The 19,478-nt window shown below is 66.7% G+C and carries 22 protein-coding genes; 14 read left to right on the top strand and 8 right to left on the bottom strand.

Annotated elements, in window-relative coordinates; genetic code table 11:
• The 8 genes from AC3A3Q_RS00645 to asnS all read right to left on the bottom strand — a co-directional run bounded on the left by AC3A3Q_RS00645 (window position 1) and on the right by asnS (window position 6,136).
• On the bottom strand, window positions 1–441 hold the full coding sequence (locus AC3A3Q_RS00645; RefSeq protein ID WP_487584425.1) for a RidA family protein: 441 nt from the start codon (window positions 439–441) through the stop codon (window positions 1–3).
• On the bottom strand, window positions 438–1,109 hold the full coding sequence (can, locus tag AC3A3Q_RS00640; protein WP_487584424.1) for a carbonate dehydratase: 672 nt from the start codon (window positions 1,107–1,109) through the stop codon (window positions 438–440). The genes AC3A3Q_RS00645 and can overlap by 4 nt, the downstream gene beginning before the upstream one ends.
• Window positions 1,106–2,539 (bottom strand): aldehyde dehydrogenase, encoded by a 1,434-nt coding sequence (locus AC3A3Q_RS00635; protein WP_487584423.1) that lies wholly within the window; start codon window positions 2,537–2,539, stop codon window positions 1,106–1,108. The genes can and AC3A3Q_RS00635 overlap by 4 nt, the downstream gene beginning before the upstream one ends.
• A 62-nt stretch (window positions 2,540–2,601) precedes the next feature.
• A complete protein-coding gene (locus AC3A3Q_RS00630; RefSeq protein WP_487584422.1) occupies window positions 2,602–3,387 on the bottom strand; it encodes an SDR family oxidoreductase in 786 nt (261 codons plus the stop codon).
• 3 nt (window positions 3,388–3,390) lie between these two features.
• Window positions 3,391–4,023: an FMN-binding negative transcriptional regulator gene (locus AC3A3Q_RS00625; protein ID WP_487584421.1), complete on the bottom strand. Its 633-nt coding sequence runs from the start codon at window positions 4,021–4,023 to the stop codon at window positions 3,391–3,393.
• Between the two features lie 4 nt (window positions 4,024–4,027).
• On the bottom strand, window positions 4,028–4,330 hold the full coding sequence (locus tag AC3A3Q_RS00620; RefSeq protein ID WP_487584420.1) for a hypothetical protein: 303 nt from the start codon (window positions 4,328–4,330) through the stop codon (window positions 4,028–4,030).
• On the bottom strand, window positions 4,327–4,632 hold the full coding sequence (locus AC3A3Q_RS00615) for a hypothetical protein (protein WP_200605068.1): 306 nt from the start codon (window positions 4,630–4,632) through the stop codon (window positions 4,327–4,329). The genes AC3A3Q_RS00620 and AC3A3Q_RS00615 overlap by 4 nt, the downstream gene beginning before the upstream one ends.
• Window positions 4,633–4,735: 103 nt before the next feature.
• Window positions 4,736–6,136, bottom strand: a complete 1,401-nt coding sequence (gene asnS / locus AC3A3Q_RS00610; protein ID WP_487584419.1) for an asparagine--tRNA ligase — start codon at window positions 6,134–6,136, stop codon at window positions 4,736–4,738.
• Window positions 6,137–6,296: 160 nt separating this feature from the next.
• Here asnS and AC3A3Q_RS00605 point away from each other — a divergent pair, with 160 nt between their 5' ends.
• From AC3A3Q_RS00605 to imuA, 14 genes are all read left to right on the top strand, one after another.
• Complete coding sequence (locus AC3A3Q_RS00605; RefSeq protein WP_200605071.1) at window positions 6,297–6,635, top strand: HesB/IscA family protein; 339 nt, start codon at window positions 6,297–6,299, stop codon at window positions 6,633–6,635.
• Window positions 6,636–6,707: 72 nt separating this feature from the next.
• The gene (locus tag AC3A3Q_RS00600; RefSeq protein ID WP_487584418.1) at window positions 6,708–8,510 is read left to right on the top strand and encodes a DUF885 domain-containing protein; all 1,803 of its coding nucleotides are present in this window, start codon (window positions 6,708–6,710) and stop codon (window positions 8,508–8,510) included.
• A gap of 231 nt (window positions 8,511–8,741) precedes the next feature.
• Window positions 8,742–9,167, top strand: a complete 426-nt coding sequence (rpsF, locus tag AC3A3Q_RS00595) for a 30S ribosomal protein S6 (protein ID WP_200605073.1) — start codon at window positions 8,742–8,744, stop codon at window positions 9,165–9,167.
• Window positions 9,168–9,179: 12 nt separating this feature from the next.
• Window positions 9,180–9,410, top strand: a complete 231-nt coding sequence (gene rpsR, locus AC3A3Q_RS00590) for a 30S ribosomal protein S18 (protein ID WP_055899483.1) — start codon at window positions 9,180–9,182, stop codon at window positions 9,408–9,410.
• 126 nt (window positions 9,411–9,536) lie between these two features.
• Window positions 9,537–9,989, top strand: a complete 453-nt coding sequence (gene rplI, locus AC3A3Q_RS00585) for a 50S ribosomal protein L9 (protein ID WP_200605074.1) — start codon at window positions 9,537–9,539, stop codon at window positions 9,987–9,989.
• A gap of 178 nt (window positions 9,990–10,167) precedes the next feature.
• The gene (locus AC3A3Q_RS00580; RefSeq protein WP_487584417.1) at window positions 10,168–10,563 is read left to right on the top strand and encodes a hypothetical protein; all 396 of its coding nucleotides are present in this window, start codon (window positions 10,168–10,170) and stop codon (window positions 10,561–10,563) included.
• A gap of 238 nt (window positions 10,564–10,801) precedes the next feature.
• On the top strand, window positions 10,802–12,217 hold the full coding sequence (locus AC3A3Q_RS00575) for a replicative DNA helicase (protein ID WP_487584416.1): 1,416 nt from the start codon (window positions 10,802–10,804) through the stop codon (window positions 12,215–12,217).
• Between the two features lie 86 nt (window positions 12,218–12,303).
• Window positions 12,304–12,627 (top strand): glycine zipper 2TM domain-containing protein, encoded by a 324-nt coding sequence (locus AC3A3Q_RS00570; protein ID WP_487584415.1) that lies wholly within the window; start codon window positions 12,304–12,306, stop codon window positions 12,625–12,627.
• 71 nt (window positions 12,628–12,698) lie between these two features.
• Entirely contained in the window at window positions 12,699–13,841 is a 1,143-nt protein-coding gene (alr, locus tag AC3A3Q_RS00565) for an alanine racemase (protein ID WP_487584414.1), read from the top strand.
• A 37-nt stretch (window positions 13,842–13,878) separates the two neighbouring features.
• Window positions 13,879–15,324 (top strand): cryptochrome/photolyase family protein, encoded by a 1,446-nt coding sequence (locus AC3A3Q_RS00560; protein ID WP_487584413.1) that lies wholly within the window; start codon window positions 13,879–13,881, stop codon window positions 15,322–15,324.
• Between the two features lie 128 nt (window positions 15,325–15,452).
• A complete protein-coding gene (locus tag AC3A3Q_RS00555) occupies window positions 15,453–16,922 on the top strand; it encodes a WS/DGAT/MGAT family O-acyltransferase (RefSeq protein WP_487584412.1) in 1,470 nt (489 codons plus the stop codon).
• Window positions 16,923–17,011: 89 nt separating this feature from the next.
• On the top strand, window positions 17,012–17,752 hold the full coding sequence (locus tag AC3A3Q_RS00550; RefSeq protein ID WP_487584411.1) for a YiaD family glycine zipper/OmpA-like lipoprotein: 741 nt from the start codon (window positions 17,012–17,014) through the stop codon (window positions 17,750–17,752).
• A 489-nt stretch (window positions 17,753–18,241) separates the two neighbouring features.
• A complete protein-coding gene (gene lexA / locus AC3A3Q_RS00545; protein ID WP_487584410.1) occupies window positions 18,242–18,850 on the top strand; it encodes a transcriptional repressor LexA in 609 nt (202 codons plus the stop codon).
• A 9-nt stretch (window positions 18,851–18,859) separates the two neighbouring features.
• Window positions 18,860–19,477 carry a translesion DNA synthesis-associated protein ImuA gene (gene imuA, locus AC3A3Q_RS00540; RefSeq protein WP_487584409.1) on the top strand — a complete coding sequence of 206 codons (618 nt, stop codon included), beginning with the start codon at window positions 18,860–18,862 and terminating at the stop codon, window positions 19,475–19,477.
• Window position 19,478 lies beyond the last annotated feature (1 nt).

Below are 19,478 nucleotides of genomic sequence, written 5' to 3'. Positions count from 1 at the left end.
TCACTCTCCCGCTGGCTTGGCGGGGAAGGCGGCGACGCACTTGAGCTCGATCGCGATCGGCGTCGGCAGGGCGGTGATGCCGAGCGTGGTCCGGCACGGCGCCGTGTCGATGTCCGGGAAGTACTCGGCCCAGACTGCGTTGTAGGCCTTGAAGTCGTGTGCCATGTCGGTGAGGTAGACGGTGACGTCGACCAGGTCCTCCCAGCGCGCGCCACTGGCTTCAAGCACGGTGTGCACGTTGGCGAACACTGCACGCGTCTGCGCATCGATGTCGTAGCTGATCAGGTGGCCGGCGGCGTCGTGCACGTTGCCGACGATCGCATTGCTGGCCGGATCACGCGGACCGATGCCGGACAGGAACAGCAGGTCGCCGACGCGACGTGCATGCGGGTACGAGCCGACCGGTCGCGGCGCAGCGCCGGCGCGGATGACGTCACTCATCGCGGCGAGTCTCCCTTGAACGAATTGACCCGGGCGACCGCGGCCTTGTACAGGCCATCGAGTGCTTCGAAGCTGTCGACGTTCATGGCCATGTCGTGGACCAGGCCGTTGCGCAGGCTGTAGACCCAGCCGTGCACCGACAAGTCCTGGCCCCGCGCCCAGGCATCGCGGACGATGGTGGTCAGGCAGACGTTCTGCACCTGCTCGATCACGTTGAGCTCGCACAGGCGATCGTGGCGCTCGCCCTGTGCGGCGTGTTCGATGCATTCGCCGTGCTTGTCGGCGACGTCGGTGACATGGCGAAGCCAGTTGTCGGCCAGGCCGACGCGCTGGCCGTGCAGCGCCGCGTGCACGCCGCCGCAGCCGTAGTGGCCGACCACCAGGATGCGCTTGACCTTGAGCACGTCGACCGCGAACTGGATCACCGACAGGCAGTTGAGGTCGGTGTGCACCACGACATTGGCGATGTTGCGGTGGACGAAGACTTCGCCCGGTGCCATGTCGATGATCTGGTTGGCGGGCACGCGCGAATCGGAACAGCCGATCCACAAGTATTCGGGCGCCTGCTGCTTGGACAGGCGCTTGAAGAACTCCGGGTCTTCGCGGTTGATCCGCTCGGACCACTCGCGGTTCTTTTCCAGCAGGTCGGCGAGGGGGCTTGTGCTCATTGCTTCCATCCCAGGTTCAGTCCGACGTTCTTGGCGTCGGTGAAAAAACGCATGGCCTCGAACCCGCCCTCACGGCCCATGCCGGAGGCGCCACTGCCGCCGAACGGTGTGCGCAGGTCGCGTTGCAGCCAGGTGTTGACCCAGACCATGCCGGCGCGCAGGTGCGCGGCGAAATGGTGGGCGCGGTTGAGGTCGCGGGTCCAGACCGACGCGGCCAGGCCGTAGTCGCCGGCGTTGGCCAGGGTCAGGGCTTCGGAATCGTTGTCGAAGGGCTGGAGGGTCACGACCGGTCCGAAGATCTCGTCGCGGTTGCTGGCGCAATCCGGCCCGAGGCCATCGATGACGGTCGGTGCGACGAACCAGCCCGGACGTTCCAGCGCATTGCCGCCGCACAGCACCTGGCCGCCTTCGTCGCGAGCGCGCTGCAGCGCCGCCATGACCTTGTCGAAGTGCGCCTGCGACACCAGCGGACCCAGCTGGTTGTCGCCGTCCATCGGATCGCCGACGCGCAGGCCGATGGCGCGTTCAACCAGCGTGTCGCGAAACTCGCGATAGATGCTTCGCTCGACCAGGATGCGCGAACCGCACAGGCAGATCTGCCCGGAATTCTGGAAGGCCGAGCGCACCAGTGTGTCGAGATGGTCGCGCCAGTCGCTGTCGGCGAAGACCAGGGTAGGGTTCTTGCCGCCGAGTTCCAGCGAGACCTTCTTCAGCAGTGGACCGGCCATGCCGGCGATGCGGCGACCGACCGCGGTGCTGCCGGTGAACGACACCGCCTTGATGCGCGGGTCCACCACGAGGGGTTCGCCGACCTCCGGGCCCAGGCCGTGCACGATGTTGAGCACGCCCTTGGGGAAGCCGATCTGCGCGGCCAGTTCGCCGAGCATCGTCGCCGTCAGCGGCGTCACCTCCGACGGCTTGGCGACGACCGTGTTGCCGGCCGCGAGTGCCGGCGCGATCTTCCAGGTGAACAGATACAGCGGCAGGTTCCACGGCGAGATGGTGGCGACCACGCCGAGCGGTTGGCGCAGCGTGTAGTTCAGCCCGGCCTGGCCGTGGTGCGATTCGCTGGCGAACTGGGTCGCGGCGTGGGCGAAGAAGCGCAGGTTGCTGATCGCGCGCGGGATCTCCGCTTCGCGCGCCAGTCCGATGGGTTTGCCGCCGTCGCGCGATTCGGCGTGGGCGAAATCGTCGAGCTTCGCCTCCAGCGCATCGGCGAGCTTTTCGAGCCAGCGCGCGCGCTCGCTGTTGGGCAGGGCCGACCAGGCGGGGAAGGCGGCTTCGGCCGCGGTGATCGCGGCCTCCACGTCCGCTGCGTCGCCCTGGGCGACTTCAGCGAAGGGTTTGCCGTTGGACGGGTCGATGACTTCGAGCCAGCGGCCCGATGCGGGCTCGCGGGATTGGCCGGCGATGAAGTGACAAAGTCGCATGGGCCTAGCTTAACAGTGCAGCTTCGCCGTGCCTGCGCGTATGTTCCGCCGCGCCCGGGCCCCTACAGCGACCGCGTCCGCCCGCCGTCCACCGGCAGGTTCACCCCGGTGATGTAAGACGCCGCCGGCGAGCACAGGAATGCGATGGCCGCTGCCGTCTCCTGAGGCCGCGCGAAGCGGCGCATCGGGATCTCCGACACCATCTTCTCGAACACTTCCTCGCGGCTGCGCCCGGTCTTGCTGGCGGTGTTGTCGATGATCTGCTCGATGCGCGGCGTCTCGGTCGAGCCGGGCAGGACGTTGTTGACGGTGATGCCCTTGGCCGCCACTTCCGTCGCCAGGGTCTTGGCCCATGACGCCACCGCCCAACGCGTGGTGTTGGAGACACCCAGGCCCTGCAGCGGCTCCTTCACCGAGGTCGAGATCACGTTGACGATGCGGCCGTAGCCATCGCGCTCCATGCCCGGGATCACTGCGCCTGCGAGTACGTGGTTGGCGATCAGGTGCTGCCGGTAGGCGGCCTCGAACGCCGCGATCTCTGCGCCATGCACCGGTCCCGGCGGTGGGCCGCCGCTGTTGTTGACCAGGATGTGCACCGGCCGCGCGGCCACGAGCGCCTCGACCTTGGCGCGCAGGGAGTCGGTGTCGGCGCTGTCGACGGCGATCCAGCCGTGCGCCTGCCCGGGCTTCACCGGCAACTGCTCGGCCGCTTCGCGCAGCCGTTCCTCGCGCCGGGCGAGCAGGGTGACGTTGGCGCCCAGTTCGGCCAGTGCCTTGGCCGTCGACAGGCCGATGCCCTGGCTGGCGCCGCAGACGAGGGCATGCTTGCCGCTCAGGTCCAGATCCATGTCTCAGTCTCCGTTGGGTTCGTTCATGCGCTCGCGCATCAGCATCGCGATTTCGCGTCCGCCTTCGCGCGGGCTCGCATCGAGCTGGGCGATGACCGATTCGCGATTGGCGAGCGGGTGGTTCTGGCTGAGCTTGAACTTCAGCGTGACCTGCTCGGCGACGAAGCGGAAGCCGATGATCCCGCGCAGCTGGCTGCGGTGGTCGTCGCGTTCGAATTCGAAGCGCCAGTCCCGACCGACGCTGGCCTCGTGCTCGCGGCTGAGCCCGTCGACGACACCGGCCAGCGAGGCCTCGTCGTTGAACGTGGCCAGCTGGCCGCGCAGGTGGGCCACGGCGTAGTTCCAGGTCGGAACGCGCGCCTGCTCTTCCTTGTCCGGGTACCACGACGGCGAGACGTAGGCGTGGGGTCCGTGGAAGATCGCCAGTGCAGGACCGCCGTGGCGCGCCTGCGGGTTGGGCCTGGCCCAGTGGCCGATCAGTTCGACGCGATCGCCTTCGCGGCGATAGAGCACCGGCAGGTGGCTGACGGTTGGTTCACCGTCGTGCACGGTGACAAGGGTGATGAAGCGGTCGCGCCCGGCAAGCCAGTCGAGCGCCTGCAGGTCGGTTTCAGCGAAGGCGCGCGGCAGGTACATGCGGTCAGCGCTGCGGTGGCAGCTGCCGCACCATCTGCGCGCGCAGCAGGTCGTCGTCACCGCCGCCGGGCGGTGCCAGCTCGTCGAGGGCGAAGCCGCGCGCGTTGGCGTCGTCTTCATCGAGGCCGTCGAGGGCGACGAACTCCGCATCCATCAGCGCGGCGCGGGCAGTGTCCTCGCTGTCGTAAGGCTGGCTGACGCCGTCGCTGTCGAGCACTTCGGCCGTGCCGGCATCGAGCACGCGAAGCCGCGCCCAGATCAGCGTGCGGCCGATCGTGGCCAGCCACCATTGGTCGTTGTAGCTCATCCGATCACCACTGAAAGCAGCCAGAGGAGGGCGGCGCAGACCAGGCCGGCGATGATCGTCAGCAACGAGATCCGCGCCGGGTTGGCCAGTCCATTGAGATTGCCGTCGGCGACCGACAGGTAGCCGCGACGCAGCAGCCAGCCCCAAGCCGAGGGACGGGCGAACGCGCCTTCGCCAAGCTGCGCCTGCAACTGCGGATGGCGGTCGCGGATGTGCACCAGCGACAGCGGCCAGAAGATCACGAACGCGCAGAAGCCGGCGATGGCAACGGCGACGAAAAGCAGGGCGAAGAACAGGATCATGTCATTCCCAGTTCGTCATTCCCGCGCAGGCGGGAATCCATGGACGTAGCCGTGTGCAACACAACGTCCCTGGATTCCCGCCTTCGCGGGAATGACAGCTTCATCAAAACTCGGCGTGCCCCGGCGCGCGCGGGTAGGGGATCGCATCGCGGATGTTGCTCAGGCCGCAGACGTAGACCACCAGGCGCTCGAAGCCCAGGCCGAAGCCGGCATGCGGCACCGTGCCGTAGCGGCGGAAGTCGCGGTACCAGCCGTAATGCGACGAATCCAGGCCGAACTGCGCCATGCGCGCGTCGAGCAGGTCCAGGCGCTCCTCGCGCTGGCTGCCACCGATGATCTCGCCGATGCCCGGGGCCAGCACGTCCATCGCCGCAACGGTCCTGCCGTCGTCGTTGAGGCGCATGTAGAAGGCCTTGATGTGCTCGGGGTAGTTGGTCACCACCACCGGGCGGCCGACGTGTTCCTCGGTGAGCCAGCGCTCGTGCTCGGTCTGCAGGTCCAGGCCCCATTCGACCGGGAACTCGAACTTCTTGCCGGACTTCTGCAGCAGCGTGATCGCATCGGTGTACTCGATGCGCTCGAACGGTGCGTTGACGAAGGCTTCCAGGCGCGTGATCGCGTCGGCCTGCACGCGCTCGGCGATGAAGGCCAGGTCGTCGCCGCGCTCGTTGAGCACCGCGCGGAACAGGTACTTGAGGAACTCCTCGGCCACGCGCGCGTCTTCGGCCAGGTCGGCGAAGGCGATCTCCGGCTCGACCATCCAGAACTCGGCCAGGTGGCGCGTGGTGTTGCTGTTCTCGGCGCGGAAGGTCGGACCGAAGGTGTAGACCTTGCTCAGCGCCAGGCAGTAGGCCTCGACATTGAGCTGGCCGGACACGGTCAGGAAGGTTTCCTTGCCGAAGAAGTCACGGCTGAAGTCGACCTCGCCCTTGTCGTCGCGGGGCAGGTTGGCCATGTCCAGCGTGGAGACGCGGAACATCTGCCCGGCGCCTTCGGCGTCGGACGTGGTCACGATCGGGGTGCTGATCCAGTAAAAACCGTTCTCGTGGAAGTAACGGTGGACGGCCTTGGCCAGGCAGTCGCGGATGCGGGTGACCGCACCGAACAGGTTGGTGCGCGGACGCAGGTGGGCGACCTCGCGCAGGAACTCCAGCGAGTGCGCCTTGGGCTGGATCGGGTAGGTCTCCGGATCCTCGACCCAGCCGACCACTTCCAGCGAGGTCGCCTGGATCTCGAAGCTCTGGCCCTGGCCCTGCGAGGCCACCAGGGTGCCCGTGGCGATCACGGCGCAGCCGGCGGTGAGGCGCTTGACCTCGGATTCGTAATTGGCCAGGTCGGCCGGGGCGACCACCTGGATCGGCGCGAAGCAGGAACCGTCGCTGACGTTGACGAAGCTGAGCCCGGCCTTGGAATCGCGGCGGGTGCGCACCCAGCCACGGACCGTGACTTCACCACCCGCCGGGATCCTGCCCGCGAGCGCGTGTTCGACGCTGACCACCGTCATGCCTTGAATCCTTGCCTGTTCGGGCCGATATGGGGAATGCGGCAGTTTACCGAAGCGTCCGCATAGCGTCGCTATAATTCGCCGGAAGTCCGACTTTACCGAAAGTCCTCAATCCGCGGACCTCGATCCGCAGCACGTCCCGCCACCCCGGAGCGCCTCAATGGCTGTCACCCTTGCCCCCGCCGCCCTCGAACGCGTACAGCGCTACCTGGTCGAATCGCCCGATGCGATCGGCCTGCGCTTTGGCGTGTCTCGCACCGGCTGCTCGGGCTGGCAGTACAAGGCCGACCTGGCCCGCGAGACGCACGAGGGCGACACGGTGTTCGAGCAGGAGGGCGTGCGCATCTACGTCGATGCGCTGAGCCTGGCACTGGTTGACGGCACGCAGATCGACCTGGTCAAGCAGCGACTGGGTGAGCAGTTCCTGTTCCGCAACCCCAACGTCACCGCCGAGTGCGGTTGCGGCGAGTCGTTCACGACGAAGGCCGACGCGGCCTGAGTCACCGGGCTGCCGCCACTGGCAGCCGCTGCGCCCGCTAGACTCGTCCCCTGGTTCCCGGGGACTCCCAGCATGCTCCGTCCTGTTCTGCTTGCCGCGGCCATCGCCGCCTGCCTGTCCATGCCTGTGGCCGCAACCGCCGCCCAGGCTGACGCCACCACTCCAGCCGTCGCCACGCCAACACGCAACGCCGCCACCCAGGCCCTCTACGCGCTGTTCGACGAAGAATGGGAGCGCGGACTGCGCGAGAACCCGGAAGAGGCGAGCTACAACGGCGACAAGCGTTTCAACGACCGCTGGACCGACATGAGCATGGCGGCGATCCAGGCGCGCATGGACGGCGACCGCAAGGCGCTGCAACGGCTGCGTGCGATCGACCGCAAGGCGCTGTCGGCCAGCGACCAGCTCAATTACGACGTGTTCGCCTGGGATCTGGAAAAGGCGGTCGAGCGGCAGAAGTACCGCGAATACTTGAGCCCGGTCGGTCACAGCGGTGGCGTGCAGACCGCCGAAGGCATCTCCGAGGTGCTGCCGTTCGCGACGACCAGGGACTACCGCGACTGGCTGGCGCGCATGCGCGCGTTGCCGGTGGTGATCGAACAGAATGAAGCGCTGATGCGCGAAGGCGTCGCCAGCGGCAACACACCGCCGCGCGTGCTGATGGAGCGGGTGACCGGACAGATCCAGGCGCAGATCGTTGACGACCCGACCAAAAGCCCGTTCTACAAGCCGTTCGCCCGCTTTGCCGACACCGTGCCCGAGGCCGATCGCGCCGCGCTGCAGGCCGAGGCGAAGCAGGTCATTACCGACACCATCGTCCCGGCCTACCGTGGCTTTGCCACGTTCTTCGCCAACGAGTACCTGCCGAAGACGCGTACCTCGATCGCCGCCACCGAACTGCCTGACGGCAAGGCCTATTACGACTTCGTCGCCGGCTACTTCACCACCACCGACCTCAGCGCCGATCAGATCCACCAGATCGGCCTGAAGGAAGTGGCGCGCATCCGTGCCGAGATGGAGAAGATCCGGACCGAGGTCGGCTTCAACGGCAATCTCGCCGGGTTCTTCCAGTACCTGCGTACCGATCCGAAGTTCTTCTACAAGACCCCGCAGGAACTGTTCACCGGCTACGAGGCGATCGCCAAGCGGATCGATCCGCAGCTGGTGAAGGTGTTCAGGACGATCCCGCGCCTGCCTTACGGCGTGCGTGCGATCCCCGACAACATCGCTCCGGACACGACCACCGCCTACTACCAGCCCGGTGCCGTCGACGGCACCCGTGCCGGCTTCTATTACGTCAACCTCTACAAGCCGGAAGTGCGGCCGAAGTGGGAAATGATGGCGCTGTCGCTGCACGAGGCGGTGCCAGGACATCACTTCCAGTTCGCCCGCGGCATGGAACTGCCGGACGCGCCGATGTTCCGCCGCACCGCCTATTTCGTTGCCTACGGTGAAGGCTGGGGCCTGTACGCCGAGCGGCTGGGCTACGACATGGGCCTGTACGACGACCCGTACGACCGCATGGGCCAGCTGGCCTATGACATGTGGCGGGCGGTGCGGCTGGTGGTCGACACCGGCATGCACAGCAAGGGCTGGAGCCGGGACAAGGCGATCGCCTATTTCATGGACAACTCGCCCAAGACCCGCCAGGACGTGGTCAACGAGATCGACCGCTATATCGGCTGGCCGGGGCAGGCGCTGGCGTACAAGATCGGCCAGCTCAAGATCTCAGAGTTGCGTGAGAAGGCGTCAACGCAGCTGGGCGACCGGTTCGATCTTCGCGAGTTCAATGACGCCGTGCTGGAGACCGGTTCGGTGCCGCTGCAGGCACTGGAGGCGCGGATCGACGCGTGGATTGCGCTTAAGAAGGGGTGATTGGGCTGAGGGGAGACCCATCCCCACCCCGGCCCTCCCCTTGAAGGGGAGGGAGACTATCGGGTGCCGGGCCCTTGGATTTGCCCCAAGCCCTTGAATCAGCCATAATTTCCGGCTCCGCGGGCCCCGGCTCGTGGAGACCTTGCTCCACCGCCTCCATTCCGGGAGGCCGGGGGGCTGATCCGGTCCGCGCTGAAGCTGCGCGGATCATCATCCACAAGGAATCACACCATGCGTCATTACGAAGTCGTGTTCCTGGTCCATCCGGACCAGAGCGAGCAGGTGCCTGCCATGATCGAGCGCTACAAGTCGCTCATCGAAGGCGGCGAAGGCAAGATCCACCGTCTCGAGGATTGGGGCCGCCGTCAGCTGGCCTACCCGATCGAGAACCTGGTCAAGGCCCACTACGTCCTGCTCAACATCGAAGTTACCCAGAACGTGCTCAACGAGCTGGTCGACGGTTTCCGTTTCAACGATGCCGTGCTGCGCCACCTTGTCATCAAGCGTGACGAAGCCGACACCGAGCAGTCCCTCATCATGAAGTTCAAGGATGAGAAGGGCGACAAGCCGGAGCGCGGCGAGCGCCGCCGCCGTGACGAAGAAGGCGAGACCGTGGTCGGCACCGCCGACGTCGCCGACGATAACGAAGCCGCCTAAGGGATCGCCAACATGTCCAAGTTCTTCCGTCGCCGCAAGTTCTGCAAGTTCACCGCCGAGGGTGTGAAGGAGATCGACTACAAGGATCTCAACACCCTGCGCCAGTACCTCACCGAGACCGGCAAGATCGTGCCGAGCCGCGTGACCGGTACCAAGTCGAAGTACCAGCGCCAGCTGTCCACGGCCGTCAAGCGCGCCCGTTTCCTGGCCCTGATCCCGTACACCGACAACCACAACGCCTAATGAAATTGGTCCGCTCCCCCGGGAGCGGACGTTCCTCTCCCTGCCGCCGTCCGCGGCGGGGGAGGGTTTCGGACAGCGAAACACCGCTGCGGGGCATCGCCTCGCTAACGAAATAGGAGCAACACCATGCAACTGATCCTCCTGCAGAACGTGCAGAACCTCGGCAAGCTCGGCGACAAGGTCAACGTCAAGCCGGGCTTCGGCCGCAACTTCCTGATCCCGTACGGCAAGGCCGTGCCGGCGACCGCGACCAACCTGGCCGAGTTCGAAGCGCGTCGCGCCGAGTACGAAGCCAAGGCCAAGGCCGCCCTCGACGGCGCCGAAGGCCGCAAGGCCGCGCTCGACGGCGTGGAAGTCACCCTGTCGGCCAACGCTTCGACCGAAGGCAAGCTGTACGGCTCGATCACCCCGCGTGATATCGCCGAAGCCCTCACCAAGGCTGGCCACAAGGTCGAGAAGTCGGAAGTCGTGCTGGGCGAAGGCCCGCTGCGTCGCACCGGCGAGTACGAGATCGTCGTGCACCTGCACGCCGACATCGAAGCCACCGTCAAGGTCATCGTGGTCGGCGAAGTCGCCTGATCCGGGGATCCACCGGGTTTCGAACGAAGGGCGCCGCAAGGCGCCCTTTGTTTTTGCGGAAGACGGTTTGCGATTTGCCAGATCTCAGACGTTTCCTATTTGGGTCCGGCAGTTGGGATGACAAAGTTGCTCCGCCATCGCGGTAGATGGCGCTTTCCCTCGAGGCAGCAGCCATCCCATGGACACCCAGACGCTCCCTGCTGTCAGAGATAACGAGCTGGTCGAACCGCTGGTCGACTCCCACTGTGGCGGTCCGTCCCGTTCCCTGTGCATGGCGCCCGTTCGCAGCGCCACCGGCAACGAAGCGGCGCCGCCCGCGCTGGTTGACCTGATCGCCGCCAGCCTGCGCGCGGTCTGCCAGGACGAGCGCGACAGCGATCGCGCGTTCTGGCTGATGGCCAGGATCGTCGACCTGCATCTGGCCGGCACGCTGTCGCCCGGCACGGGCAGGTGGGCAGGGGAGGCGATCGACGCGCTCATGGGGATGCTGTCGCGGCCGCTGCTGGTTGAACTGCACGCCCACCTCGCCAGGCAGGGCGCCGCTGCGACCAGATCAACGCCGCCGCATCACTGAGCCTGCCAAACACGCGATACTGCCGACGGGGCGTCGCCTGCGAGTGCCGGCGACGGGCGGTCAATGGTTGCTGTCTCAGGGGATGAGACGGTGCCATGTCATCTGTGGGCCGGATTCTATCCACCTGATATCCACAGAGTTATCTGCAACCCCTCGACGGCATCGGCGACTACGATGCCCGACCCGTCACACAAACACAGCCGCAACAGACGGCGCACGGAAGGGGCAACAAAACGGCATGAGCGCACGTCCAGGGTTTCGCGGCGAGAAGCGGTTCGAGACGCGCACAGAGCAGCGCCTTGACCAGCTGCGTGTGCCTCCGCAGTCGATCGAAGCCGAGCAGGCGGTGCTCGGCGGCCTCATGCTGGTTCCTGATTCCTACGACCGCATCGCCGACCAGCTCAACGACAGCGACTTTTACCGGCGCGACCACCAGCTGATCTATCGCGCGATCCGCGAGCTGGCCGGGAAGAACCGTCCGTTCGACGCGGTCACCCTGGGTGAGTGGTTCGAATCGATGGGCCTGTCGGAGACGGTCGCCGGTGGCGCCTACCTGATCGAACTGGCCAGCACCACCCCCTCGGCCGCCAACATCACCGCGTATGCGGAAATCGTCCGCGACAAGGCGATCCTGCGCCAGCTGATCGACGTCGGTACCGGCATCGTCAACGACGGCTTCCAGCCCGACGGCCGCGAGAGCAGCGAGATCCTGGAAGAGGCCGAGCGCCAGGTCCTGGCCATCGCCCAGGCCAACACGACCGGCAAGACCGATTTCACCGCGGTGACCAAGGCGTTGTCGGAAGCCTTCGACCTGCTGCAGACGCGCTACACCAACGGCAGCGGCGTCACTGGCCTTGCGACCGGCTACACCGAGTTCGACATGATGACCGCCGGCCTGCAGAAGACCGACCTGATCATCCTGGCGGCGCGTCCGGCGATGGGCAAGACGACGCTGGCGCTGAACATGGCCGAGTACGCCGCCTTCCGCAGCAAGCAGCCGGTGGCGGTGTTCTCGATGGAAATGTCGGCCTCGCAGCTGGCGATGCGCCTGATCTCCTCGGTCGGCCGCGTCAACGCCCAGCGCCTGCGTACCGGCCAGCTGGAAGACGAGGACTGGAGCCGCGTCACCAGCGCGATCCGCCAGCTGCGCGAGGTCAAGATCTTCATCGACGACGAGCCCGGCCTGTCGCCGGTCAAGCTCGCCGCCAAGGCGCGCCGCCTCAAGCGCGAGCACGGCGGCCTGGGCCTGATCGTCATCGACTACCTGCAGCTGATGTCGGTGCCCGGCAACAGCGAGAACCGCGCGACCGAAATCTCGGAGATCTCGCGCTCGCTCAAGGGCCTGGCGAAGGAACTGCAGGTGCCCATCATCGCCCTGTCGCAGCTCAACCGATCGCTGGAAACGCGAACCGACAAGCGCCCGGTGATGGCCGACCTCCGCGAGTCCGGCGCTATCGAGCAGGACGCGGACATGATCGTATTCATCTACCGCGACGACTACTACAACAAGGAAAACTCGCCGGACAAGGGCCTGGCCGAGATCATCATCGGCAAGCAGCGTTCCGGTCCTACCGGATCGATGAAGCTCAAGTTCTTCGGCGAGTACACCCGCTTCGACAACCTGTCGCACGACTCGGTCGGCAGCTTCGAATAAACGCGGGCACAACACGGCCGGCACGGATTGACGTGCCCCTAACGCCCATCGGTGCAGCGTGGCAGCCATCCCGTCGGAGGTGTGCCATGCGCAATTCATCGATCCTTCTGGCCGCTGCACTGATGGCCGCGGCGCCGCTGGCGACGGCGCAGACCAAGTCGTCGTCCAAGACGCCGCATTGCTATGACGTCCAGGTCGAGAAGCCCAAGGAAGTAAAGGACGAGCACAAGATCGCCGGCACTGCGATCGGTGCGGTCGCCGGTGGCCTGCTGGGCAACCAGATCGGCGGCGGTAGCGGCAAGAAGATCGCCACCGTTGCCGGCGCTGTCGGCGGCGGCTATGCCGGGCGCAAGGTCCAGGAGAACCAGCAGAACAAGACCGAGACGGTGACCGAGCGCCGCTGCGACTGATTCGGCATCTCGGCATTACAATGCCCGGCGCGTGACCACCCTCCGGGAACCTAGTGCACCAGTCAGCAGGCATGCCCCCGGCCGTCAGCGAACGGCCCACCCGTATCGTGGTCGATCTCGACCATCTGGCGTTCAACCTGCGCAGCATCCGCGCGCACGTCGGCGTGCCGGTGATGGGCATCGTCAAGGCCAATGCCTATGGCCATGGCCTGGTCCGCGTCGCACAGCACCTGCAGGCGCAAGGAGTCGAACAGCTGGGCGTGGCGTTCCTGGAAGAGGGCATCGCCCTGCGCCAGGCCGGCGTGACCGCGCCGGTGCTGGTGATGGGTGGCATCTTCGGCCGCCAGGTGACGCAGTTCATCAGCCACGACCTCGAGATCACCGTTTCCTCCCTGGACAAGCTGCGCCTGGTCGAGGCGGCGGCGCAGGCGCTGGGGCGCAAGGCGGTCATCCACCTCAAGATCGACACTGGCATGGAGCGCATCGGGGTGCACAGCTACTCCGCGCGCCCTTTCATCGAGGCCGCGGTGGCCTCGCCGTGGTGCGTGCTCAAGGGCATCTATTCGCACCTGGCGTGCTCGGATGACCCGTTCTCGCCGATGAGTGCGCAGCAACTGGAGCGCTTCCTCGAGGCGTGCGCGCACATCGAGCGCATCGGCGCGCCGATGCCGATCCGGCACCTGGCCAATTCCGGCGGCGTGCTGCACTTCCCCGAGACATGGCTCGACATGGTCCGTCCGGGAATCATGCTTTACGGGGTCCAGCCCGATCCTGCCTCGCGCCATTCCGTCGACCTCAAGCCGGTGATGTCGCTGGCCTCGCGGGTCGTCTACTTCAAGGTGGTCAAGGCCGGCAACCCGGTCAGCTACGGTGCGACCTGGGCGCCGGAACGCGACACGCGCGTGGTGACGGTTCCCATCGGTTACGGCGACGGCTTCCCGCGGGCGTTGTCGTCGCGCGGCGAGGTGCTGATCCGCGGCCAGCGTTACCCGATCGTGGGTCGGGTGTGCATGGACCAGTTCATGGTCGACATAGGCCAGGACAGCGCCTTCAACGAAGACGAAGTGGTGCTGGTCGGTGCGCAGGGCGACAACGCGATCAGCGTCGAAGCACTGGCGCAGCGGGCCGGCGTGATCCCCTACGAGATCCTGGTCGGCCTCAATGACCGCATCCCGCGCGAGTACAGCCTTCGCGAGTACCGCGGCGGGCCGTAGCCGGCATACTTCGCCCGTCGAGATACCTGGAGGGGCGATGCCTGCAACCGTTTCGAGTCAGGGGCCACATGCGCTGGTCTGGTTCCGCAACGATCTGCGGCTGGCCGACAACCCTGCGTTGCGGGCCGCGCTCGATGGCGGTTACACCCCGATCCCGGTCTACATCCATGCCCCGGACGAAGCCGGCGACTGGCGGCCGGGTGCGGCGTCCGATGCCTGGCGGCATCGCTCGCTCGATGCGCTCGACAGCAGCCTGCGCCAGCGCGGTTCGCACCTGCGCCGCTTCTTCGGCCCCAGCCTGGCGACGCTGCAGTCGCTGGTCGCCACCACCGGTGCCGAGGCGGTGTTCTGGAATCGCCGCTACGAACCTGCCTTCGAGCAGCGCGATGCGCGCATCAAGCAGGTGCTGCGCGGGCAGGGTGTACATGCCGAGAGTTTCAACAGCGCGCTGCTGTTCGAACCGTGGACGCTGAAGACCCAGCAGGGCAAGCCGTTCCGTGTGTTCACGCCGTTCTGGCGTTCTGCATTGGCGAACTGGCGCCTGGAACCATGCGTCGATGCTCCGGCGCGATTGCCCGACAGCGGCGAGGGGCCGGAAGGCGTGCCGTTGCAGGCGTTGCGGCTGGCGCCGGCGCGCGGCTGGGACAGCGCCTTCTGGGAGAGTTGGACGCCCGGCGAAGAGGGCGCATTGCAGGCCTTGGAAGCATTCACCGATGGCGCGCTGCGTGGCTACGCCCAGCAGCGTGACCGCCCCGACCGCATTGGCACCTCGCGGCTGTCGCCGCACCTGCACTTCGGCGAGATCGCGCCTTGGCGCGTGGTCGCGACGCTTGATCGCCTGCGCGGCTCGGCCGCCGATGCCGACCTCGACGCGGCCCGGCGCGAGCTGGGCTGGCGCGAGTTCGGCTATCACCTGCTGCACCACTTCCCGCAAACGCCGGATCTGAACTTCGACCCGAAGTTCAATGCATTCGAGTGGGCACAGGTATCGCCGTCGCACCTGCAGGCCTGGCAACACGGACGCACCGGCGTGCCCATCGTCGACGCCGGCATGCGCGAGCTGTGGAGCACCGGCTGGATGCACAACCGCGTGCGCATGGTCGTGGCCAGCTACCTGACCAAGCATTTGCGCTACCACTGGCGGCACGGGGCGCGCTGGTTCTGGGACACGCTGGTCGATGCCGACCTGGCCAGCAACACGCTCGGCTGGCAGTGGGTGGCCGGCACCGGCGCCGATGCCGCGCCGTACTTCCGCATTTTCAACCCGGTCACGCAGGCGCAGAAGTTCGACCCCGAAGGGCGCTACATCGCCCGCTGGCTTCCCGAACTGGCAGCGCTGCCGCTGCCGTTGCGGTTCGCGCCCTGGCAGGATCCGGCGACTTCGCAACGGCTGGCGCCGGACTATCCGCTACAGCCGCTGGTGGATCTGTATGCGGGACGTGACAGCGCCTTGAAGGCCTACCGCCAACTGCGCGTCGGGTAGGAGCGAGCTTGCTCGCGATCGCCCTTTCGGCCGCCCGATCGCGAGCAAGCTCGCTCCTACCGGCGGGATGCTGCGTTGACGCTGCTCTTGGCCGCGTGATTCACTCGCGGCAAGGCTTGGGAGGGCGCATGGCGACGACAGGAGAGCGGGCAACTTCGCGCAAGCGCGCGCGCCGTGAGGCGATGTCGCGCGTGGACACGGCCTGGTTGCGCATGGAGCGGCCGACCAATCCGATGATGATCACCGGCGTGCTGATGTTCGCCGAGACGATGTCGCTGGAACGGCTCAAGCGCGTGGTCAAGCAGCGTTTCCTCGCCTATCGCCGTTTCCGCCAGAAGGCCGTGGACACGCCCGCCGGTGCGTCCTGGCGGACCGACCCAAATTTCAATCTCGACTGGCACGTGCAGCCCGCGGCGCTGCCGGGCCGTGCCGACAAGCGCGCGCTGGAGCGTTTCGTCAGCCAGCTGGCGTCATCGCCATTGAGCCATGACCGGCCGCTGTGGCAGTTCCACCTGGTCGAGAACTACAACGGTGGCTCGGCGCTGATCGCGCGCATCCACCACAGCTACGCCGATGGCATCGCGCTGGTGCAGGTGCTGCTGTCGCTGACCGATACCCAGCCCGACGCCGGCAACGACAGCGAGCTGCCGCGCACCTGGCTCAAGCAGGACCATGCCGACGTCGCCCGTCGCGTCGGTGCCGTCGACCGCTACATGCAGCTGGGCAGCAAGGTCGTCGAGAAGGGCATGGATTTCTATCGCGACCCGGGCCTGGCCGCGGTGCTGGCGAAGGAGGGTGGCGAGATCGCCCGCGAGCTGTTGCATGCGCTGGCCTTGTCCGACGATCCGCCGTCGCTGCTGCGTGGACGCCTGGGCGTGAGCAAGCGCGTGGCCTGGGCCGAGCCGCTGGACCTGGAAGAGGTAAAGGCGGTCGGCCGCGCCTGCGACTGCACCGTCAACGACGTGCTCATGGCAACCGCTGCCGGCGCGCTGCGCAGCTACATGATCGAGCGCGGCGAGCGCGTGGATGGCATGACGCTGCGTGCGACCGTACCGGTCAACCTGCGTCCGCTCGAACACGCGCGCAAGCTGGGCAACCACTTCGGCCTGGTCTTCCTCGACCTGCCGGTCGGCGAGGGCAATCCGATCCGGCGGCTGGAGCGCGTGGCCGAGTGCATGCGAAACCTCAAGAATTCAAGGCAAGCCATTGTTGCGTATGGCCTGTTGGCCGCGCTTGGCATGGCGCCGGCGGCCATGCAGGGGCTGGCGCTGGAGCTCTTCAGCCGCAAGGCGACCGCGGTGGCGACCAATGTGCCGGGGCCGCAGCAGCCGCTGTACCTGGCCGGCTGCATGCTGCGGGAAATGATGTTCTGGGTGCCGCAGACCGGGTCGATCGGCATCGGCATTTCGATCCTGAGCTACAACGGCCGCGTGCATTTCGGCCTGATCGCCGATGGCCGGCTGATTCCGGATCCGGACGCGGTGATCAGCCGCTTCGGTGCCGAGTTCGAGAAGCTGCTGTATCTGTCCTTGATGGGAAGCTGGGAGCACACGCTGGATGCCGTTGCGGCTGAAGCCATGTTCCCTGCCGGAAACTGAATAGGTGTGACCGCTGGTCGCATCCGCTGCACGCGGACGTGATTAGCTTGCGCCACTGTTCAACCGATCTTCCCAGAAGGACCGCCCCGATGAAGACCCAGATCAAGATCGCATTCGCCGCGCTGGCGATGACCGCCGTGCTCGCCGGTTGCGCCACGAGCCAGCCGTATTACGGCCAGCAGTACCCGCAGCAGGGGCAGCAGTATCCCCAGGGCCAGCCGCAGCAGGGGCAGCCGCCGGCGCAGCAGCAGGGCATGAGCAAGACCGGCAAGGGCGCGCTGATCGGTGCGCTGGCCGGTGTCGCCGCGGGCCTGCTCAGCGGTGACGATGCCACCGAGCGTCGCCAGCGTGCGCTGGTCGGTGCCGGTGTCGGCGGCCTCGCCGGTGCCGCGATCGGCAACTACCAAGACCGCCAGGAGCGTGCGCTGCGCGACCAGATGGCCGGCACCGGTGTGGACGTGGTGCGCGATGGCAACAACATCACGCTCAACATGCCCAGCGGCATCACCTTCGATTTCGACAAGTCCAATCTGAAGCCGGAGTTCTACCCGGTGCTCGACAACGTCGCGCGCACGCTGCAGGAGTACAACCAGACCATCGTCGAGGTGGCCGGTCATACCGACAGCGTCGGTAGCGATGCCTACAACCAGAGGCTGTCGGAGCAGCGGGCCAATGCGGTGTCGGGTTATCTGACCAGCCGTGGCCTCAATCGCGATCGTTTCATCGTCGTGGGCGCGGGTGAGACGCATCCGGTGGCGAGCAACGATTCGGAATCCGGTCGTGCGCAGAACCGTCGTGTCGAGATCACGCTCGTGCCGATCGAGTCCTGATCTTCAGCGTTTTGTGATTTGGAAAGAGCCGCCTTCGGGTGGCTCTTTTCTTTTGTGTCTTTCGTGTTGTGTCGTCGTCGGGGCGTTGCTGTCTTCGGGAGGGCGCCGTCCGCCGACCCGGGGATTGCTCCGCCCCTTCGCCGGACATCCTGTCCGGAGGCGGGGCGTGGGCCATCCATGGCCCACTGCTCCGCAATCCCCGGGCCGGCGGCCGTCGCTCCGGCACGTCATTGCGTGGTCTTCGGCCGGTCAGTGGATCCCGGCTTTCGCCGGGATGACGGGTAATGAGAGTTCGTCATCCCGGCGAACGCCGGGATCCATTTTGATTTGCCGTTGCCTGTGCTCGTACCTACTTCAACAATAATCTGTAAACGATTGAACTGATTGATGTCATGGCTTGGGTAAAGCCGCGCGATACGAATCACAGCTTCTGCAAATACGACAGACAGATCTGTTCAACCGGAGCGTCAAGGTGTAAATATATGCACCATGGCCAGCCCTTCCCCGAAACGCACCGCCGTCCTGGCCTTCATCCGCGAACGGATCGAGGAGGGGCAGCCGCCGAGTCTGGCGGAGATCGCGCTGGCCTTCGGTTTCGCTTCGGTTACCGCGGCCAAAAAGCATGTGATGGCGCTGGCCGATGCGGGGCAGATCGAGCTGGTGCCGAACCAGCGTCGTGGCATCCGACTGCTCGGTCGCGATGCGCCGGGTGAGCTGGTCAGCCTGCCGGTATTGGGGCGGGTCGCGGCGGGTGTGCCCATTGGCGCCGACATCGTCGAGGACGCTCCGCGCCTGCGCCTGGATCGCCGCCTGTTCTCGCGTGCGCCCGATTACCTGCTCCGGGTGCAGGGCGATTCGATGATCGATGACGGCATCCTCGACGGCGATCTGGTCGGGGTGCATCGCAGCAACGCGGCGCGCGATGGCCAGGTGGTCGTGGCGCGGGTCGATGGCGAGATCACCATCAAGCGGCTGGAGCACGAGGGCGATGGCATCCGCCTGTTGCCGCGCAATCCGGCGCATTCGCCCATCGTGGTCGAACCGGGCCAGGACTTCGCCATTGAAGGCATTTTCTGCGGTCTGATCCGGCAGGGCTGAGGGCAGGGCATGGGCGCGGTCGTCGCCATCGACAGCCTGCTGGACCAGCGCCGGCTCTGGAAAGGCCAGCAGCGCCATGTGCTGCCCGCCAGTCCGCAGCCGAGCGGGCACGCCCTGCTCGATGCGGCGCTGCCGTCGGGCGGCTGGCCCGATGGTGCATTGACCGAGCTGCTGATCCCGGCCGACGGCGTCGGTGAGTTGCGCCTGCTGTGGCCGGCGCTGGCGCGGCTGTCGCAGCAGGAAGGAACGATTGTCCTGGTCGCGCCGCCGTACGTGCCGTTCGCGCCGGCGTGGCAGCGCGCCGGTGTACGCCTATCGCAATTGCAGGTCATCGATACGCCACCGCGCGATGCGCTGTGGGCGGCCGAGCAGTGCCTGCGTTCGGGTGCGTGCGCAGCGGTGCTGTGCTGGCCGCTGCACGCCGACGATCGCGCGCTGCGGCGGTTGCAGGTGGCGGCCGAGAGCGGGCGTTGCCTGGGCTTCGCGATCCGTCCGGCCAGGGCCGCGCGCAATCCTTCGCCGGCGGCACTGCGCATCGCCATCGACACCGATCCGCAGCAGCTGCGCGTGCTCAAGTGCCGTGGCGGGCTGGCGCCGACGCGGCCCATTGCCTTCGACTGGCAGTGAG

The sequence above is a fragment of the Lysobacter sp. Soil_C_59 genome (assembly GCF_057656415.1).
Note: the sequence above shows the minus strand (reverse complement) of the source record. Positions and strands in the feature narration are given on the sequence as shown.

Excerpts from the sequence above, each read along its gene's own strand:
- AC3A3Q_RS00555 (WP_487584412.1), top strand. The coding sequence starts at position 15,453 with ATGGCGACGACAGGAGAGCGGGCAACTTCGCGCAAGCGCGCGCGCCGT.
- AC3A3Q_RS00620 (WP_487584420.1), bottom strand. The coding sequence starts at position 4,330 with ATGAGCTACAACGACCAATGGTGGCTGGCCACGATCGGCCGCACGCTG.
- AC3A3Q_RS00600 (WP_487584418.1), top strand. The coding sequence starts at position 6,708 with ATGCTCCGTCCTGTTCTGCTTGCCGCGGCCATCGCCGCCTGCCTGTCC.
- AC3A3Q_RS00625 (WP_487584421.1), bottom strand. The coding sequence starts at position 4,023 with ATGTACCTGCCGCGCGCCTTCGCTGAAACCGACCTGCAGGCGCTCGAC.
- AC3A3Q_RS00635 (WP_487584423.1), bottom strand. The coding sequence starts at position 2,539 with ATGCGACTTTGTCACTTCATCGCCGGCCAATCCCGCGAGCCCGCATCG.
- AC3A3Q_RS00550 (WP_487584411.1), top strand. The coding sequence starts at position 17,012 with ATGAAGACCCAGATCAAGATCGCATTCGCCGCGCTGGCGATGACCGCC.
- alr (WP_487584414.1), top strand. The coding sequence starts at position 12,699 with ATGCCCCCGGCCGTCAGCGAACGGCCCACCCGTATCGTGGTCGATCTC.
- AC3A3Q_RS00580 (WP_487584417.1), top strand. The coding sequence starts at position 10,168 with ATGGACACCCAGACGCTCCCTGCTGTCAGAGATAACGAGCTGGTCGAA.
- AC3A3Q_RS00560 (WP_487584413.1), top strand. The coding sequence starts at position 13,879 with ATGCCTGCAACCGTTTCGAGTCAGGGGCCACATGCGCTGGTCTGGTTC.
- imuA (WP_487584409.1), top strand. The coding sequence starts at position 18,860 with ATGGGCGCGGTCGTCGCCATCGACAGCCTGCTGGACCAGCGCCGGCTC.
- rpsF (WP_200605073.1), top strand. The coding sequence starts at position 8,742 with ATGCGTCATTACGAAGTCGTGTTCCTGGTCCATCCGGACCAGAGCGAG.
- lexA (WP_487584410.1), top strand. The coding sequence starts at position 18,242 with ATGGCCAGCCCTTCCCCGAAACGCACCGCCGTCCTGGCCTTCATCCGC.
- AC3A3Q_RS00575 (WP_487584416.1), top strand. The coding sequence starts at position 10,802 with ATGAGCGCACGTCCAGGGTTTCGCGGCGAGAAGCGGTTCGAGACGCGC.
- AC3A3Q_RS00605 (WP_200605071.1), top strand. The coding sequence starts at position 6,297 with ATGGCTGTCACCCTTGCCCCCGCCGCCCTCGAACGCGTACAGCGCTAC.
- AC3A3Q_RS00645 (WP_487584425.1), bottom strand. The coding sequence starts at position 441 with ATGAGTGACGTCATCCGCGCCGGCGCTGCGCCGCGACCGGTCGGCTCG.
- can (WP_487584424.1), bottom strand. The coding sequence starts at position 1,109 with ATGAGCACAAGCCCCCTCGCCGACCTGCTGGAAAAGAACCGCGAGTGG.
- AC3A3Q_RS00570 (WP_487584415.1), top strand. The coding sequence starts at position 12,304 with ATGCGCAATTCATCGATCCTTCTGGCCGCTGCACTGATGGCCGCGGCG.
- AC3A3Q_RS00630 (WP_487584422.1), bottom strand. The coding sequence starts at position 3,387 with ATGGATCTGGACCTGAGCGGCAAGCATGCCCTCGTCTGCGGCGCCAGC.
- rpsR (WP_055899483.1), top strand. The coding sequence starts at position 9,180 with ATGTCCAAGTTCTTCCGTCGCCGCAAGTTCTGCAAGTTCACCGCCGAG.
- rplI (WP_200605074.1), top strand. The coding sequence starts at position 9,537 with ATGCAACTGATCCTCCTGCAGAACGTGCAGAACCTCGGCAAGCTCGGC.
- asnS (WP_487584419.1), bottom strand. The coding sequence starts at position 6,136 with ATGACGGTGGTCAGCGTCGAACACGCGCTCGCGGGCAGGATCCCGGCG.
- AC3A3Q_RS00615 (WP_200605068.1), bottom strand. The coding sequence starts at position 4,632 with ATGATCCTGTTCTTCGCCCTGCTTTTCGTCGCCGTTGCCATCGCCGGC.